The 15,330-nt window shown below is 52.7% G+C and carries 15 protein-coding genes; 3 read left to right on the forward strand and 12 right to left on the reverse strand.

Annotated features, from left to right (window positions below; all coding sequences use genetic code 11):
* Positions 1 to 285 precede the first annotated feature (285 nt).
* Both tpiA and HMPREF3119_RS06815 read right to left on the reverse strand, forming a co-directional pair.
* Positions 286 to 1,056 (reverse strand): triose-phosphate isomerase, encoded by a 771-nt coding sequence (gene tpiA, locus HMPREF3119_RS06810; protein ID WP_073970194.1) that lies wholly within the window; start codon positions 1,054 to 1,056, stop codon positions 286 to 288.
* A gap of 133 nt (positions 1,057 to 1,189) precedes the next feature.
* Positions 1,190 to 1,810, reverse strand: coding sequence for a DUF1454 family protein (locus HMPREF3119_RS06815; RefSeq protein ID WP_032098020.1), 621 nt, complete (start codon positions 1,808 to 1,810; stop codon positions 1,190 to 1,192).
* 57 nt (positions 1,811 to 1,867) lie between these two features.
* Here HMPREF3119_RS06815 and HMPREF3119_RS06820 point away from each other — a divergent pair, with 57 nt between their 5' ends.
* Positions 1,868 to 2,296: a DUF805 domain-containing protein gene (locus HMPREF3119_RS06820; protein WP_004236619.1), complete on the forward strand. Its 429-nt coding sequence runs from the start codon at positions 1,868 to 1,870 to the stop codon at positions 2,294 to 2,296.
* A 34-nt stretch (positions 2,297 to 2,330) separates the two neighbouring features.
* Here HMPREF3119_RS06820 and fpr read toward each other — a convergent pair whose 3' ends face one another.
* Entirely contained in the window at positions 2,331 to 3,080 is a 750-nt protein-coding gene (gene fpr / locus HMPREF3119_RS06825) for a ferredoxin--NADP(+) reductase (RefSeq protein WP_036417412.1), read from the reverse strand.
* 325 nt (positions 3,081 to 3,405) lie between these two features.
* On the opposite strand from fpr, the gene emrD reads away from it, so the two are divergent.
* Positions 3,406 to 4,593 carry a multidrug efflux MFS transporter EmrD gene (gene emrD / locus HMPREF3119_RS06830; RefSeq protein WP_004236617.1) on the forward strand — a complete coding sequence of 396 codons (1,188 nt, stop codon included), beginning with the start codon at positions 3,406 to 3,408 and terminating at the stop codon, positions 4,591 to 4,593.
* A gap of 69 nt (positions 4,594 to 4,662) precedes the next feature.
* On the opposite strand, the gene glpQ is transcribed toward emrD, so the two are convergent.
* The 4 genes from glpQ to HMPREF3119_RS06850 form a co-directional block, all read right to left on the reverse strand.
* Positions 4,663 to 5,745 carry a glycerophosphodiester phosphodiesterase gene (glpQ, locus tag HMPREF3119_RS06835; RefSeq protein WP_070579096.1) on the reverse strand — a complete coding sequence of 361 codons (1,083 nt, stop codon included), beginning with the start codon at positions 5,743 to 5,745 and terminating at the stop codon, positions 4,663 to 4,665.
* Positions 5,746 to 5,759: 14 nt separating this feature from the next.
* Entirely contained in the window at positions 5,760 to 7,112 is a 1,353-nt protein-coding gene (gene glpT / locus HMPREF3119_RS06840) for a glycerol-3-phosphate transporter (protein WP_070579099.1), read from the reverse strand.
* A 323-nt stretch (positions 7,113 to 7,435) separates the two neighbouring features.
* Positions 7,436 to 8,962 (reverse strand): glycerol kinase GlpK, encoded by a 1,527-nt coding sequence (gene glpK, locus HMPREF3119_RS06845; protein ID WP_046024803.1) that lies wholly within the window; start codon positions 8,960 to 8,962, stop codon positions 7,436 to 7,438.
* A gap of 69 nt (positions 8,963 to 9,031) precedes the next feature.
* On the reverse strand, positions 9,032 to 9,850 hold the full coding sequence (locus HMPREF3119_RS06850) for an MIP/aquaporin family protein (protein ID WP_004240798.1): 819 nt from the start codon (positions 9,848 to 9,850) through the stop codon (positions 9,032 to 9,034).
* Between the two features lie 315 nt (positions 9,851 to 10,165).
* Here HMPREF3119_RS06850 and zapB point away from each other — a divergent pair, with 315 nt between their 5' ends.
* Positions 10,166 to 10,408, forward strand: a complete 243-nt coding sequence (gene zapB, locus HMPREF3119_RS06855) for a cell division protein ZapB (RefSeq protein ID WP_004236611.1) — start codon at positions 10,166 to 10,168, stop codon at positions 10,406 to 10,408.
* A gap of 358 nt (positions 10,409 to 10,766) precedes the next feature.
* Here the strand turns inward: zapB and rraA are convergent, their stop codons facing one another.
* From rraA to ftsN, 5 genes are all read right to left on the reverse strand, one after another.
* The gene (gene rraA / locus HMPREF3119_RS06860) at positions 10,767 to 11,300 is read right to left on the reverse strand and encodes a ribonuclease E activity regulator RraA (protein WP_004236610.1); all 534 of its coding nucleotides are present in this window, start codon (positions 11,298 to 11,300) and stop codon (positions 10,767 to 10,769) included.
* A 127-nt stretch (positions 11,301 to 11,427) separates the two neighbouring features.
* Positions 11,428 to 12,357 (reverse strand): 1,4-dihydroxy-2-naphthoate polyprenyltransferase, encoded by a 930-nt coding sequence (locus HMPREF3119_RS06865; RefSeq protein WP_070579102.1) that lies wholly within the window; start codon positions 12,355 to 12,357, stop codon positions 11,428 to 11,430.
* A 114-nt stretch (positions 12,358 to 12,471) separates the two neighbouring features.
* Positions 12,472 to 13,806 (reverse strand): HslU--HslV peptidase ATPase subunit, encoded by a 1,335-nt coding sequence (hslU, locus tag HMPREF3119_RS06870; protein ID WP_049240817.1) that lies wholly within the window; start codon positions 13,804 to 13,806, stop codon positions 12,472 to 12,474.
* A gap of 11 nt (positions 13,807 to 13,817) precedes the next feature.
* The gene (gene hslV / locus HMPREF3119_RS06875) at positions 13,818 to 14,348 is read right to left on the reverse strand and encodes an ATP-dependent protease subunit HslV (protein WP_015422392.1); all 531 of its coding nucleotides are present in this window, start codon (positions 14,346 to 14,348) and stop codon (positions 13,818 to 13,820) included.
* 100 nt (positions 14,349 to 14,448) lie between these two features.
* Positions 14,449 to 15,255, reverse strand: coding sequence for a cell division protein FtsN (gene ftsN / locus HMPREF3119_RS06880; protein ID WP_049240819.1), 807 nt, complete (start codon positions 15,253 to 15,255; stop codon positions 14,449 to 14,451).
* Between the last annotated feature and the right edge of the window lie 75 nt (positions 15,256 to 15,330).

Raw genomic sequence — 15,330 nt, forward strand, 5'->3', positions numbered from 1 at the left:
TTGCCACAGACTGAATGATTTAGAGGATTGTGCGAATTGTCCTTCAGCCTGTGGCGGTGTTGGCTTCATTCATCGCCCGGGTCACATACTGATGTATGCTCCCCGGATTCTTTATTTTGCCGCCTTGCCACAGACTGAATGATTTAGAGGATTGCGTGAATTTTTTAAAGATAATACCTGATGACTCAATTTGGGATTGATCAGAATAAAAAGAAGCGGTTTGCACAGTAACAGGCACAAAAAAAGCGGCGATTTCGCCGCTTTTTGCTGTCCGGAGTCCGGAGATTATTTTGCGGCTTTTGCTGCCGCTGCGGCTTTGACGATCACGGCGAAAGCATCTGCTTTCAGTGATGCGCCGCCGACTAATGCACCGTCGATATCCGGCTGGGTAAACAGCTCTGCGGCGTTTTTATCATTTACAGAACCGCCGTACTGGATAATAACCTGCTCTGCCACTTTCGCATCTTTCTTCGCGATATGGCTGCGGATAAATTTGTGTACTGCCTGTGCCTGCGCAGGAGTAGCGGACTTGCCGGTACCGATAGCCCAGATTGGCTCATACGCGATGACGGCGCCGAGGAATGCATCCGCACCCTGAGTGTTCAGAACGGCATCAATCTGACGTGAGCAGACTTCTTCGGTTTTACCCGCTTCATTTTCTGCTTCGGATTCACCGATGCACAGTACCGGGGTCAGACCCAGTTTTTTCAGGATCGCGAATTTCTCTGCCACTAATTCATCACTCTCACCGTGGTAAGTGCGGCGCTCGGAGTGGCCGATAATGATGTATTGTGCGCCGATGTCTTTCAGCATTTCAGGGGAGGTTTCACCGGTGAACGCACCGGAGAGATTCAGACCGGTATCCTGGGCACCCAGTACAATGGAGGAGCCCGCCAGAACCTGTTTGGCCTGAGAGAGATAAATTGCCGGTGGTGCGATCGCAACATCACATCCGGTGACATTGCCGATTTCATGACGCAGAGCGGTGATCAGCTCATAAACCATTTTACTGCTGCCGTTCAGCTTCCAGTTACCCATGACTAAGGGATGTCGCATTGTATTTCCTCCTGCCGGAATGAGTTAAATGACTTAAGCTTTATTACCATTGTCCGCGCAGAGCGGCGAACAGGCAAACAGAGAGACAGTATAGTGAAAGCGGCGCGAAATAGCTTTGCTTTTCGGCCACTGTTTACTGTGCCGTATCACTATTAGATAGCGAAAGCTTAATCGGTTCAATAGCGAAAGTTACCCCATTTTTGTCATCAACTACCAGAAGATAGCGTAATGCACCGAATTGAGAGGCGTAAGTGCCGGTTTTGAAATCCGTCGCCAGTGCCCGGCTCAGGGCAGCATCAATATTGTTTTTATTGAGCGTCGGTTCGAACTGAATAATCAGTGCCTTAATATAGGCCAGCATCAGGGCTCGGTTGGTTTTTTCCGCTGCACTGTCTGCACCGGGCAGCAGTGTCAGCTGGAGACTTTTGATTTTTTCACTGTCGCGCTCAAGGATGGCGGAAGAGTAAATATAAGGGCTGATGCGGGTTGCCGCCCGCAGATAGCTGGCGGTAATGTCGTTTGAGGCCACGACTTTGTATTCCCGTAATGGCAGCGACGGGTTGTTGCGGTTAAACTGTTCGCGCATAACGGGGATGGTGATGCCGAAAGCAGGGGCATCCGCCTGAAGCCAGAGTGTTTCCGGCGGGCAGGGGATGGGGATCAGTACCGCGTCACCGGCCGCAGCCGGTGTGACGGGCAGCAGCGTGCATCCCGCTGTCAGGGCGGCCAGTGCGGTTTTTTTGACTGCGTTCATAGCGACTCCCTGTGGTCCGTCTGCAATATAACCAGTGTACACGATTAGGAAAGAGAAATGACACTACAACAATGGGCGTTTTCGTTTCACGGGCGGATCGGCCGCAAAGCATTCTGGGCGGGGATCGGCGTGTGCGGCGCAGTGCTGTTTCTCCTGATGTCATTACAGGGGCTGTTTAAGCTGCCTGTTGAAGTGATTATGGTGCCGGTGCTGATGGTGATGTATCCCGCCGCCGCGATTTTTACCAAACGCCTGCATGACCGCAACAAGCGCGGCGGCTGGGCGTTAATGCTGGTGATGGCGTGGGCACTGACCACGCCGGACTGGAGCCTCGCCGGTGATTTCTGGCAGTGGGGGCTGGGGCGTTTTCTGCCGATTTTTATCGTGATGATAATGGTGCTCGACTGCGGTGTGTTTAAAAGTCTTGATGAGGGCAACCGCTTCGGGGAGAGCACACAGCCGGTGGATAAAATCGACAGCCACTGAGGCAGAGACAGCGGGCGAACCCGCGGTCAGGGTATCACCAGTATTGCTCGCTGGTGATATGGCCGGGTTTGCGGCGCAGGTGTTTGCGCATTTCCCGCCCAGTTTTCAGCAGATTTTGTGTGTCTTTCACCATCTCCGGGTTACCGCACAGCATCACATGGCTGTTTTCGGCGGTCAGCGGTAATCCGGCGGCGGCTTCCAGTTCACCGGAACTGATCAGCGCCGGTACCCGGCCATGCAGTGAGCCTTCCGCATGCTCCCGGCTGACGACAGTCACGATCCGCAGTTTGTCACTCCCGATTTTTTTCTGCAGTTCCCGCATCAGCGGCAGATAGCTCAGGTCGGCGGCATAGCGCACAGCATGCACCAGCACAATATGACGGAACCGCTCCAGATCTTTGCCATATTGCAGAATGGATAAAAACGGGCCGATGGCGGTGCCGGTGGAGAGCATCCAGAGGGTGTCGCAGTCCGGTACTTCATCAAGCACAAAAAAACCGGCCGCTTCATCGGTGATCAGCAGTTCATCTCCCGGGGTCAGGGCTGCCAACTGCGGGCTGAGTTTACCGTCGCCGACAGTGACCAGATAAAATTCGAGGTCATCATCATCCGGTGCATTAACATAAGAATAAGCGCGCTGTGTGCGTTCGCCGTCAATTTCCAGGCCGAGTTTGGCGAATTGTCCCGCTGTAAAGGGAAGGACAGGTGCCTGAACATGCAGGCTGAATAAGGTATCAGTATGGTGTGTGATACGTGTGACACGTCCTGTGATCCAGTTTGACATGCATAACCTCCGTCAGTCGCAGAATGGTCGTTATTAATATGTAAACCAGTGTAATAAGCCGACGGGGAAAAATGTATCGATTAAATGCGTCAGAGGATCCTGTCGCATGAATACGATAAATCAGGATGAACTGTACAGTTTAGTTGCCGGAAACAGCATAAAAACGGTCGTTCTGTTACAAAAATAAATGTGTGAACTATCTCCCAAAATTTTTTTAATTTGCTATTTTATACGGTATCGCAAGTATGACTGATTCCGGCCGTGATTAATGCTGCCGGAATTGTGCTGTGCCCTCCCGGTGACAATGTAAAGACTGACAATAAAAATGAAAAAACTGGAAAATTTTCATCTGCTGGTAATGCTGATTGCGCTGATTGCTGTCGGGCAAATGACGCAGACAGTGTATGTGCCTGTAATAACGGATATTGCGCTGGATTTCGGTAAACCGGCGGGTGCCGTGCAGAGCGTGATGGCGGCGTATTTATTTACTTATGGTGCATCCCAGCTTATTTACGGGCCGATTTCAGATAAAGTCGGCCGCCGTCCGGTGATCCTCACCGGGTTATTTATTTATGTGTTATCCACGACTGCCGCGCTGTTTTCACCGAATCTGACTATGCTGGTGATTGCCAGCGGGTTACAGGGGCTGGGGACCGGGGTGGCCGGGGTGATGGCACGGACCATGCCGCGTGACTTATACACCGGAATTTCCCTGCGTTACGCCAACAGCCTGCTGAATATGGGGATCCTGGTCAGCCCGCTTATCGCCCCGATGCTCGGCGGTGCACTGGCATTTTTCTTCGGCTGGCGTGCCTGTTATGCGTTTCTGCTCCTGCTCGGTCTGGCGGTGGGTTACAACATGTGGCACAAACTGCCGGAAACCCGTCCGCCGATGAAAGAGAAACCTAAAATGTGGGCCTCTTTCCGTCTGCTGCTGACCAACCGGACATTTGTGCCGTATCTGGCGATGCTGATATGCGGCCTGGCCGGGGTGGCGGTATTTGAGGCATCCAGCGGTGTGCTGATGCGTGACGGCCTGGGGCTGGGCAGTATGGCGGTGAGTATTCTGTTTATTCTGCCGATACCTGCGGCATTTTTCGGTGCCTGGTTTGCCGGGCGTGACAGCAAATCCTTCAGTTTTCTGGTGTGGTGTGCGGTAATCTGCTGTCTGGTGGCCGGGGCGCTGATGTGGATCCCGGGGCTGCTGGGCGTGATGAATGTCTGGACCTTACTGATCCCTGCTGCGCTGTTTTTCTTTGGTGCCGGGATGCTGTTCCCGCTGGCCACCACGGCGGCCATGGAGCCGTTCCCGTATCTGGCGGGGGCTGCGGGTGCGCTGGTGGGCGGATTGCAGAATGTGGGCTCTGGTGTTGCTACCTGGATTTCCGCACTGATGCCGCAGGGCGGACAGGGCAGTGTCGGCCTGCTGATGCTGGCGGTCTCTGTGATTATGGTGTTGTGCTGGCTGCCGCTGGCTCACCGGTTGCAGAATCAGCAGCCGATGGCATCCTGAGTCAGGCTGCTGATATAAAGAAAACGGGCACTATTGTGCCCGTTGTTCTGTTTCGCAACAGAGTAGTGATCACTGATGCCGTTTATGTTTTTGCAGAAACTGTATGCCTTTGTCCGGAAAATCAGTAAATAACCCTTCTGCTCCGGCCTGAATATAAATAGCATCAAATAACTGTTCAGTGTTTTCCGCATACGGCGGCAAGGCATCCGCGCGGACAGTAAACGGATGGATCATCAGTTGCGAAGCGTGTGCCTCTTTTGCCATCGGCGTCAGAGTGATGTGACCCGGTTTGGACTCCTTGCTGATAAGCATATGATAATCAGGCCCGATACCATCAGCATATGCTGCGATTTTACTCATCGCACCGGGAGCCATCATCCAGTCGTAGTTATAGTTGACCCATTTGCCTTCCGCATTCTGTTCAAATGTTTCCTGCCAGTCGGTGTAAGCGATCAGCTGTATCAGCATCAAATCCATCTTCATTTCCGGCATCAGCTCATTTTTGATGCGCTTTAATTCATTCGGATCGAAACACTGAAGAAATACCCCGGAATCTTTAGTCTGGTAGCCGTAGGCTTTCAGCACTTCCAGGGTTTTACGGGTGATATCTTTACCTTCCTGACGGTGGAACCACGGCGCTTTGATTTCCGGGTAAATCCCGGTATTTCTTCCGGTGGAATGGTTCAGACCCTGAATGAACTCAAGTTCTTCCTGAAAGGTATGAATACGGAAATCTGATTTTCCCATCGGAAAACGACCCGGATATTTTTGTACGGCTTTACCATTTTCGATTTCAAACCCCTCGGTAAATTTCAGGGATTTAATTTCCGCGAGGGTAAAATCGATGGCGTAGTAACGGCCATCTTTACGTGCGCGATCCGGAAAGCGTTTTGCCACATCGGTAACACGGTCAAGGTAATGATCATGCAGGACGATGAGCTCATCATCTTTGGTCATCACCAGATCTTGTTCCAGATAATCAGCACCCTGTGCATATGCCATCGCTTTGGCCGGCAGGGTATGCTCCGGCAGATAGCCGCTGGCACCGCGATGTGCAATCACAATCTTATTGTCTGCCGCAAAAGCGGCAGAGCCGCAGATCATGGCACCCGCAAGGGCACTGACAAGATAAAACTGACGGGGTATATTCATCTGTCTGTCTCCGCTTATGCTTTATTGCGGGCGATTTCATCGTGATGTTTCTTCTCACCACGCATCACCACAACTAACAGGATCACAGCGAGCACACTGCCGCCAATCATGACACCAAAACCGCCATCCCAGCCGAAATAATCCACAGTAAAGCCGACGATTGCACTTGCTGCCACAGAACCGCCGAGATAGCCGAATAATCCGGTGAATCCGGCGGCGGTACCGGCTGCTTTTTTCGGTGCCAGTTCCAGGGCATGCAGGCCGATAAGCATGACCGGACCGTAAATCAGGAAGCCGATGGTGATCATACACGCCATATCAACAGACGGGTTACCCGCCGGGTTGAGCCAGAAGACCACGGTGGCAATCGTCACCAGCGTCATAAAGAACACTCCGGTTGCACCGCGGTTTCCTTTAAAGACTTTATCTGACATCCAGCCGCACAGCAGCGTGCCCGGGATCCCCGCCCATTCATACAGGAAATAGGCGACAGAATAGCCTGTTATATCGAAATGTTTGACTTCCCGGAGATAGGTCGGTGACCAGTCGAGCACGCCGTAACGCAGCAGATAAACAAAGACGTTAGCAACAGCGATATACCACAGTAACTTATTCGGCAGAATGTACTGCATGAAGATCTGTTTTGCCGTCAGTTCAACTTCACTGTTCTCTGTATAATCATCAGGATAGTCGTTTTTGTACTCTTCGATTGGCGGTAAGCCACAGGATTGCGGCGTATCCCGCATCAGGGCAAATGCGATGAGTGCCACCAGAATGGCCGCAAATGCCGGCATATAAAACGCCGCTTTCCAGTCACCGAACCAATACATCCCCAGCAGCATCAGCATCGGCGGTAAGCCGCCGCCGACGTTATGGGCACAGTTCCAGATTGATACAATCCCGCCGCGCTCTTTCTGTGACCACCAGTGCACCATGGTACGTCCGCACGGCGGCCAGCCCATCCCCTGGAACCATCCGCAGAGAAACAGCAGGATAGCCATAACCCAGACGGAAGAGGTTGCCCAGTCGCAAAAGCCCATGATAAGCATGACAGCCGAGGCAAGGATAAGCCCGGTCGGGAGAAAATAGCGCGGGTTAGCCCGGTCAGAAAACGACCCCATGATAAATTTGGAAAGACCATAAGCAATGGAGATCGCAGACAATGCCGTCCCCAGTTCGCCTTTGGAAAATCCCTGCTCCATCAGGCCGGGGAAGGCGAGGGCGAAATTTTTCCGGACCAGATAATAGGCAGCATAGCCAAAAAAGATACCTATAAAAATTTGCCAGCGCAGACGGCGGTATACCGGATCAATGCGATCAGCACCGAGCCTCTGAATATGCGGTGCAGGTTTAAACAGGCTTAGCATAGACATCTCCCTCGCTAAGTATTTGTCAGTATTTGGTGGTGAAGTTTACCGGAACAGCAGCGGTTTTCTTCATATATTTTCCTTTTCGCTCACAGAATATTCGATTTAATTCGTTATTACTGTGAATGTCAGCACACACGGTTACATACTGATTACAGTTGGTTGTTTTTTGTGATCTCTGACGGGTATCCGGGAGTTTGGTCTGCGGATATGTACTTTTACCGGGTGAGGCGGGTTTTTGTTCTGGTGGTGATTATTGTTTTCGCGCATAAAAAACCGCCGGTATTAACCGGCGGCAGAGAGCAAAGAAAAAGAAAGAGGGATTAGTTGTGGTCTTCCCAGTCCTGTGCGCGGGCAACGGCTTTTTTCCAGCCGCTGTAGCGGACATTCCGTTCGGTGGTTTCAATGCCCGGACGGAAGGTTTTCTCGATGGTGGATTTGGCTTTGATTTCCTCTAAATCCTGCCAGAATCCGGTGGATAACCCGGCCAGCAGTGCCGCACCCAGTGCAGTACTTTCGCGGATCAGCGGGCGTTCCACAGATGTCCCCAGGATATCGGACTGGAACTGCATCAGGAAATTGTTTGCCACCGCACCGCCATCGACACGCAGCGCTTTCAGACGCGTTCCGGCATCGGCCTGCATGGCTTCCAGCACGTCGCGGGTCTGATAGGCGATAGATTCCAGGGTGGCGCGGATCAGGTGATTGCTGTTCACACCCCGGGTCAGGCCGAAAATAGCACCACGCGCATACGGATCCCAGTAAGGTGCGCCCAGGCCGGTGAAGGCAGGCACCACATACACGCCGTTGCTGTCTTTGACTTTGGTGGCGAAATATTCGGAATCGGTGGCATCGGCAATGATTTTCATCTCATCGCGCAGCCACTGGATAGAAGCGCCGGCCACAAATACCGCACCCTCAAGGGCATAATTCACTTCACCGCGCGGGCCACAGGCGATAGTGGTCAGCAGACCGTGTTCGGACAGCACCGCTTCGTTACCGGTGTTCATCAGCAGGAAGCAGCCGGTGCCGTAGGTGTTTTTCGCCATGCCCGGCTGAACACACATCTGGCCGAACAGTGCCGCCTGCTGGTCACCGGCGATACCGGAGATAGGAATACGCGTGCCTCCTTTCCCGCCGATGTTGGTTTTGCCGTAGATTTCCGAGGACGCTTTCACTTCCGGCAGCATGGCGCGCGGAATACCGAACAGGTCGAGGATTTTCTGATCCCACTCCAGTGAGCGGATGTTATACAGCATGGTGCGCGAGGCGTTGGTGTGATCGGTGACATGCACACGTCCCTGGGTCATGCGCCAGACCAGCCAGGTATCGACAGTCCCGAACAGTAGTTCTCCTTTCTCCGCCTTCTCCCGCGCACCTTCGACATTGTCGAGGATCCACTTCACTTTGGTGCCGGAGAAATACGGGTCAATCACCAGGCCGGTATTTTCCCGGATATAGCGGACCATCTCTTCATTCTGTTTGAGACCGGTGCAGTAATCTGCTGTCCGGCGGCACTGCCAGACAATCGCATTATAAACCGGTTTGCCGGTCTCTTTTTCCCAGACGATGGTGGTTTCGCGCTGGTTGGTGATACCGATAGCTGCGACTTCGTCCGGATGCACGTCAGTTTTGGCGAGGACTTCTGTTAAGACTGAGCTCTGTGTGGCCCAGATTTCCATCGGGTCATGTTCCACCCAGCCCGGTTTCGGGTAGATTTGAGTGAATTCGCGCTGCGCGATATCGATAATATTGGCATTACGATCAAAAAGTACCGCCCGTGAACTGGTGGTTCCCTGATCCAGCGCGACGATATACTTTTTCTCACGGGTGATTGTTTCTGTTGTCATAATTAAACCTGTTTTATTTCTGAGTGAACAAACACGCGATAACGTCAGAGTACGTGATTCGCTGCGGTATTATTTTTCGTCCCCGGTATTACACACTTCGCACGGCAGATGGCGGCCGATCAGCTTGCGGTAACCGAATGCACCGAGTAACCCGCCGACGATCGGCGCAAACATCGGTACCAGGAAATACGGGATATCACGCCCGCCGGTGAAGGCAATATCTCCCCAGCCTGCAAGGTATGCAACCACTTTCGGGCCGAAGTCACGGGCAGGGTTAAGGGCGAAGCCGGTCAGCGGACCGAAGGAGCCGCCGATAACCGCAATCAGCAGACCAATCAGCAGTGGTGCCAGCGGGCCGCGCGGTACACCGTTGCCGTCATCGGTCAGTGCCAGGATAAGACAGACGAGGATAGCGGCGATCACCACTTCGATAAAGAACGCCTGACCCACGCTGACCGGTGCTGCCGGATAGGTGGAGAAAACCCCGGCGGTAAAGAGGCTTTCCTGTGAGCCGCGGACAATATGATGCACCTGGTCATAATCGAGGAACACATTGTAATACATGGCATAAACCAGCGCTGCAGCGGCAAACCCGCCGAGGAACTGGGCCACAATATACGGAATCACTTTGCGGCGCTCAAAGCAGGCAAACAGCCAGAGCGCGAGTGTGACAGCCGGGTTGAGATGTGCGCCGGAGATCCCGGCTGTCAGATACACCGCCAGTGCCACACCCAGACCCCAGATGATACTGACTTCCCATAATCCCAGTTGTGCACCGGCGATACGAACCGCGGCCACACAGCCTAAACCAAAGAAGACCAGCAGTGCTGTACCCAGGAATTCGGAGAGACATTGTCCGAAGAGGGTCGGAGATTTCATTAGACTCATAGTATCAATCCTGATAGTGCAAAATTAGGGTGAAATAAGTGCAAATTATTAACAAATGATGTTCTTCGTGTATCAGACGTATGTCTTAGTGTGAATTTATCGTTAATGAGCGGAAACGAGAAATAACGAAATCAAAAACTGTGGATCTCGTCAACAAATTGAGCGATTTCGCTTATTTTATAACAAGCGAGCAACATTCAGGCGAATATCAGCCGGATTTTATTCTGCTGCATTATGGGGAATACACGGGATGTGACTGGACACATTGATAACACCTACTTACAATCAGAGCATCGCTTACAAGGAGGACGCAAGATGTCATTTGAAGTATTTGAAAAGCTGGAAGCAAAAGTCCAGCAGGCTATCGATACCATCACCCTGTTACAGATGGAAATCGACGAATTAAAAGAAACGAACAACAACCTGAACCGCGAAGTGCAGAATGCAGCCGGTGCCCGTGAGTCACTGGTGCGTGAAAACGAGCAGCTGAAGCAGGAGCAGGCAGGCTGGCAGGAGCGTCTGCGGGCGTTGCTGGGTAAGATGGACGACGTCCAGTAAATTACACGTCATCCTTCGTTCCGCAGCGGCGTTGGCTTCGTTCGTCCGCCCCGGTCACATACTGGTGTATGCTCCCGGGGACGTCCTCACTTCGCCGCCTTGCTGCAAAACGAATGATTTAGTGTAATCGCGGTTTTGATGCTGTGGCTGTGTTGGTTTCGCTCAGCTCCCCGGTCACATACTGGTGTATGCTCCCGGGGCTCTTCGCTTCACCGCCTTGCCACAGAACGAATGATTTAGCGTAATCGCGGTATTGCTGCAAAACGAATAATTGAGTGTGATGCGGTTTTTATCTTGTGTCATAACGACAAAAGGGCGGATATTCCGCCCTTTTTGCTGTTTGTATCTCTGATGAGGATTACGCTTCGGTCAGCTCGTCTTCATCGTCATCATTTTCTTCCGGAAGCGTCAGCGGGATATCTGACAGGATAATCCCGGTGTTATCCGCATACAGATAATCGCCGGAGAAGAAGGTCACACCGCCGAAATTCACGCGGATGTCACTGTCGCCGATACCTTCTGAACCACAGCCTGCCGGAATCGCGGCCATCGCCTGGATACCGATATCCATTTCAGCCAGATCATCCACCTGACGCACCGCGCCGTATACCACAATACCTTCCCAGCCGTTCTGCACAGCCAGTGCCGCGAGTTCCGCGTCAACCAGCGCACGGCGGACAGACCCGCCCCCGTCAACGAGGAGAATACGGCCCTCTCCCTCTTCTTCCAGGAGATCAAAGAGCAGTCCGTTATCTTCAAAGCATTTTACGGTGGTGATTTGCCCCGCAAACGATGAACAGCCCCCGAAGTTGGAAAACAGGGGTTCAACGACATTCACATTTTCCTGGTAAATGTCACAAAGCTCGGAGGTGTCGAAGGTATCATTTTTCATAGGATTTTACGTCTGGTTGCTGCCGGATACAGTCAGTATAGCCCCTTCACACGGTTGTTTGCAAAATCAACAGCGGCCGCTTTCCGATCTGAATCAAGAAAGCGGCAGATTTCGGCGTAAATCCCGGTTACAGACGCTGGCAGATAAGTCCTGCGGAAAACAGGATATTGACCAGAAGTGCGGCTTTCACCATCTGTTCCAGCAGCGGGCGCATTCCGGTGGCGGTCATATCCCCCAGCACGCGTCTGATATGCATAAACAGTACCGGTGCAGAGAGCAGGAACAGCCAGCTGTACCAGCCGTGCAGATAGAGAAGGGTAAAGAGCACCAGGCACAGGAATGCCACGGTAATCACGGTGGCATGGTAATAGCGGGATTTCAGCGGGCCGAGGCGGACGGCCAGGGTGTTTTTCCCGGCCAGGATATCATTTTCGATATCGCGCATATTATTGATATTCAGCACTGCAACAGACAGCAGTCCGCAGGCGGTCGCCGGCAGAATGGTCAGCGGGCTGAAAAAACCGGCCTGCAGGTAATAGGTGCCTATCACACTCAGCCAGCCGAAAAAGATCAGAACAGAAATATCACCCAGTCCGAGGTAGCCGTAGGGTTTTTTCCCGACTGTATAGGTGATTGCGGCGATAATCGCGGCCACACCTAACCCCAGGAAGCCGATAATATCTTCCGGTTTCTCACAGGCGACAATAATCAGGGCCAGCCCGGACAGACAGGCGAGAGTGACGGTCAGAATCAGCGCCTTTTTCATCTGAGCGGCGGTGATAACACCTTTCTGCATACCGCGCAGCGGCCCGAGGCGTGCTTCGGTATCGGTGCCTTTTACCGCATCGCCGTAGTCATTGGCCAGATTCGACAAAATCTGCAGAATGCCGGTGGTGATAAGGGCGAGCAGGGCAACAGGGAATTTAAAGTGGCCGGTCCAGTAAGCCAGAGCGGAACCGGTAATAATCGCGATCACCCCGAGAGGTAATGTTTTGGGCCGCAGGCTTTCCAGCCAGGCTTGGGTACGGCTGATGGCCGGTGAAGGGGGGACTGACATTGAAACTCGCTTACTTTTCAGAATGAAATAATAACGACAAAAAATAATAACGCAGACTGCCGGGCAGATAATACCCGTACAGTCTGAATACTATTATGTCTGATTATTATCAAATTACAGAATAAAGCGACTTAAATCTTCATCTGCCACGAGCTGATCCAGATGATCTTTCACATATTCCGCATTGATCTCAATGGATTGACCCTGTTTTTCACTGGCATCGTAGGAAATTTCTTCCATTAATCGTTCCAGCACCGTATGTAAACGACGGGCACCGATATTTTCGGTGGTTTCGTTGACCTGCCACGCAGATTCAGCAATTTTACGGATGCCGTCGGCGGTAAAGGTGATATTCACACCTTCGGTAGCCATCAGTGCTTTGTACTGAACCGTCAGTGAGGCGTTAGGTTCGGTCAGAATGCGCTCGAAATCTTCAGTGGTCAGTGCCTGTAATTCCACACGGATAGGCAGACGACCCTGTAATTCCGGGATCAGATCAGACGGGCTGGAAACCTGGAACGCACCGGAGGCGATAAACAGGATGTGGTCGGTTTTGACCATGCCGTGCTTGGTGGAGACAGTACAGCCTTCAATCAGCGGCAGCAGGTCACGCTGAACCCCTTCGCGGGACACATCCGGCCCGGAGGACTGGCCGCCGCGCTTACAGATTTTATCGAACTCATCGATAAACACGATACCGTGCTGTTCAACCGCTTCAATGGCCTGCTCTTTCAGCTCTTCCGGATTGACCAGTTTGGCGGCTTCTTCCTCAACCAGCAGTTTGAAGGCTTCTTTGATCTTCATTTTGCGTGGTTTTTGTTTCTGTCCGGCCAGGTTCTGGAACATGGACTGTAACTGGCTGGTCATCTCTTCCATGCCCGGAGGTGCCATGATTTCCACACCCATTGGTGCGGCAGAGACTTCAATTTCAATGTCTTTGTCATCCAGCTGGCCTTCGCGCAGTTTTTTGCGGAATGCCTGGCGGGCAGCTGACGGCTCTGCCTGGGTGTCAGTCTGACCCCAGTTATTTTTTGCCGGCGGGATCAGCACATCGAGAATGCGTTCTTCGGCCATTTCCTCAGCACGGAAACGGTTTTTCTCGATAGACTGCAGGCGCACCATTTTCACAGCGGAATCCGTCAGATCGCGGATAATGGAATCCACTTCTTTACCGACATAACCCACTTCGGTGAATTTAGTGGCTTCGACTTTGATAAACGGCGCATTGGCCAGTTTGGCGAGACGACGGGCAATTTCGGTTTTACCGACACCGGTCGGGCCGATCATCAGAATATTTTTCGGGGTGACCTCGTGACGCAGCTCCTCATTGAGCTGCATACGGCGCCAGCGGTTACGCAGCGCGATGGCAACAGCACGTTTGGCTTTATCCTGGCCGATAATATGGTTATCGAGTTCGCTGACAATTTCGCGTGGAGTCATTTCGGACATAACGTCGATCCTTATGCTTTTGAAGGTAATTCTTCAAAATTCAGATTGTGGTTGGTGTAGATACAGATATCACCGGCAATAGTCAGTGCGCGCTCCGCGATTTCACGGGCACTCAGATCGGTGGTTTCCAGCATGGCGCGGGCTGCTGCCTGGGCGTACGGGCCGCCGGAACCAATGGCAATCAGATCATTTTCAGGCTGAACGACATCCCCCTGGCCGGTGATAATCAGCGATGCGGTTTCATCGGCAACAGCCAGCAGGGCTTCCAGTTTGCGCAGCATGCGGTCGGTACGCCAGTCTTTGGCGAGCTCAACGGCGGCTTTTGTCAGGTGTCCCTGATGGAGTTCAAGTTTGCGTTCAAACAGTTCGAAGAGGGTAAAGGCATCCGCGGTGCCACCGGCGAAACCGGCAATGACTTTGTCGTGATAGAGGCGGCGGACTTTGCGGACATTACCTTTCATGACGGTATTACCCATTGTCGCCTGCCCATCACCACCAATTACGACCTGGCCATTACGGCGAACACTTACGATTGTTGTCATGAGTCAGCCCCTGGTTGTGCTAAAGGATGGAGAGAGGCCGCCGGGTATATTCCCGGCGGCACAGAATTAACTAAAGATATGGGGGGAGGGCTGAAGAATTTCAACCCCCGGCGGAGCGAAGAATACAATTTGTTACGCCGGCATCAGCGGCACGGCTTTTCACCGATTGCGCGGCAGATTTCTCATACGGGCCGAGCATCACACGATACCAGCCGCCGCCCTGGGACACCCGGCTTTCGATACCGGAGAAGGCGAGACCGGCGCGGACTTCTTCTGCCTGACCACTCTCACGGAATGATCCGCACTGGATTAACCAGCGCTCAGGCGCAGCCTGTGGTTTTTCCTGCACCGGTTTTGGTTTCTCAGCCGGTTTTTCGGCCGGTTGCGGTGCCGGACGGGTTTCCGGCTGCATACGCAGCTGCGGATCCTGGCCGGTAACCACGACCTGAGAACGCGGAACCGTGCCGTTTGCCGGTACTTCCTGTAACTGAACCGGTGCCTGCTGCATATCAGACTGCATCTGCTCCAGCAGCTGCCGCTGTTCCTGGGTCAGTTTGGCATTCGGATCAATGCGGTTGGCCGGTGCCTGCGGGTTGGAGTAATACTGCTCCGGTACCCCGGCTTCGCGGTTTTCCAGCTCTTTGATATAACGCCAGCGCTCCTCCGGGATCGGCGGGAGCCCGTTACCGGTACTCTGCTGATGTGCAGGCGGAATGATGCTGTCAGAAGAGGTCTGACTTTTTTTGTTATGGACCAGATAGAACAGGCCGCCGACAAAAACGACCACCAGTGCCACGGCGATCACCAATGTGGTGAACGGCAGGCCTTTCGCCTGACTTTTCTTCCGTGATTTACTTTTTTTACGCGGCGCAGAGCGTCCGCGTCCCACATAATCTCGTTGTGCCACTGTTTCAATTCACTAATGAGTCGGTTAAGGGAACATATTATTCAGCGTTACATGTTACTTAACCTTATGGTTTTT

Source organism: Morganella sp. HMSC11D09 (assembly GCF_001807955.1).
In the GTDB taxonomy this organism is placed as follows: Bacteria; Pseudomonadota; Gammaproteobacteria; order Enterobacterales; family Enterobacteriaceae; genus Morganella; species Morganella morganii.

What these genes read in the sequence shown, in the direction of transcription:
- hslV (WP_015422392.1), bottom strand. Translation starts at nt 14,348, where the DNA reads ATGACAACAATCGTAAGTGTTCGCCGTAATGGCCAGGTCGTAATTGGT.
- glpT (WP_070579099.1), bottom strand. Translation starts at nt 7,112, where the DNA reads ATGCTAAGCCTGTTTAAACCTGCACCGCATATTCAGAGGCTCGGTGCT.
- tpiA (WP_073970194.1), bottom strand. Translation starts at nt 1,056, where the DNA reads ATGCGACATCCCTTAGTCATGGGTAACTGGAAGCTGAACGGCAGCAGT.
- HMPREF3119_RS06850 (WP_004240798.1), bottom strand. Translation starts at nt 9,850, where the DNA reads ATGAGTCTAATGAAATCTCCGACCCTCTTCGGACAATGTCTCTCCGAA.
- hslU (WP_049240817.1), bottom strand. Translation starts at nt 13,806, where the DNA reads ATGTCCGAAATGACTCCACGCGAAATTGTCAGCGAACTCGATAACCAT.
- HMPREF3119_RS06865 (WP_070579102.1), bottom strand. Translation starts at nt 12,357, where the DNA reads ATGTCAGTCCCCCCTTCACCGGCCATCAGCCGTACCCAAGCCTGGCTG.
- glpK (WP_046024803.1), bottom strand. Translation starts at nt 8,962, where the DNA reads ATGACAACAGAAACAATCACCCGTGAGAAAAAGTATATCGTCGCGCTG.
- fpr (WP_036417412.1), bottom strand. Translation starts at nt 3,080, where the DNA reads ATGTCAAACTGGATCACAGGACGTGTCACACGTATCACACACCATACT.
- HMPREF3119_RS06815 (WP_032098020.1), bottom strand. Translation starts at nt 1,810, where the DNA reads ATGAACGCAGTCAAAAAAACCGCACTGGCCGCCCTGACAGCGGGATGC.
- zapB (WP_004236611.1), top strand. Translation starts at nt 10,166, where the DNA reads ATGTCATTTGAAGTATTTGAAAAGCTGGAAGCAAAAGTCCAGCAGGCT.
- emrD (WP_004236617.1), top strand. Translation starts at nt 3,406, where the DNA reads ATGAAAAAACTGGAAAATTTTCATCTGCTGGTAATGCTGATTGCGCTG.
- glpQ (WP_070579096.1), bottom strand. Translation starts at nt 5,745, where the DNA reads ATGAATATACCCCGTCAGTTTTATCTTGTCAGTGCCCTTGCGGGTGCC.
- rraA (WP_004236610.1), bottom strand. Translation starts at nt 11,300, where the DNA reads ATGAAAAATGATACCTTCGACACCTCCGAGCTTTGTGACATTTACCAG.
- HMPREF3119_RS06820 (WP_004236619.1), top strand. Translation starts at nt 1,868, where the DNA reads ATGACACTACAACAATGGGCGTTTTCGTTTCACGGGCGGATCGGCCGC.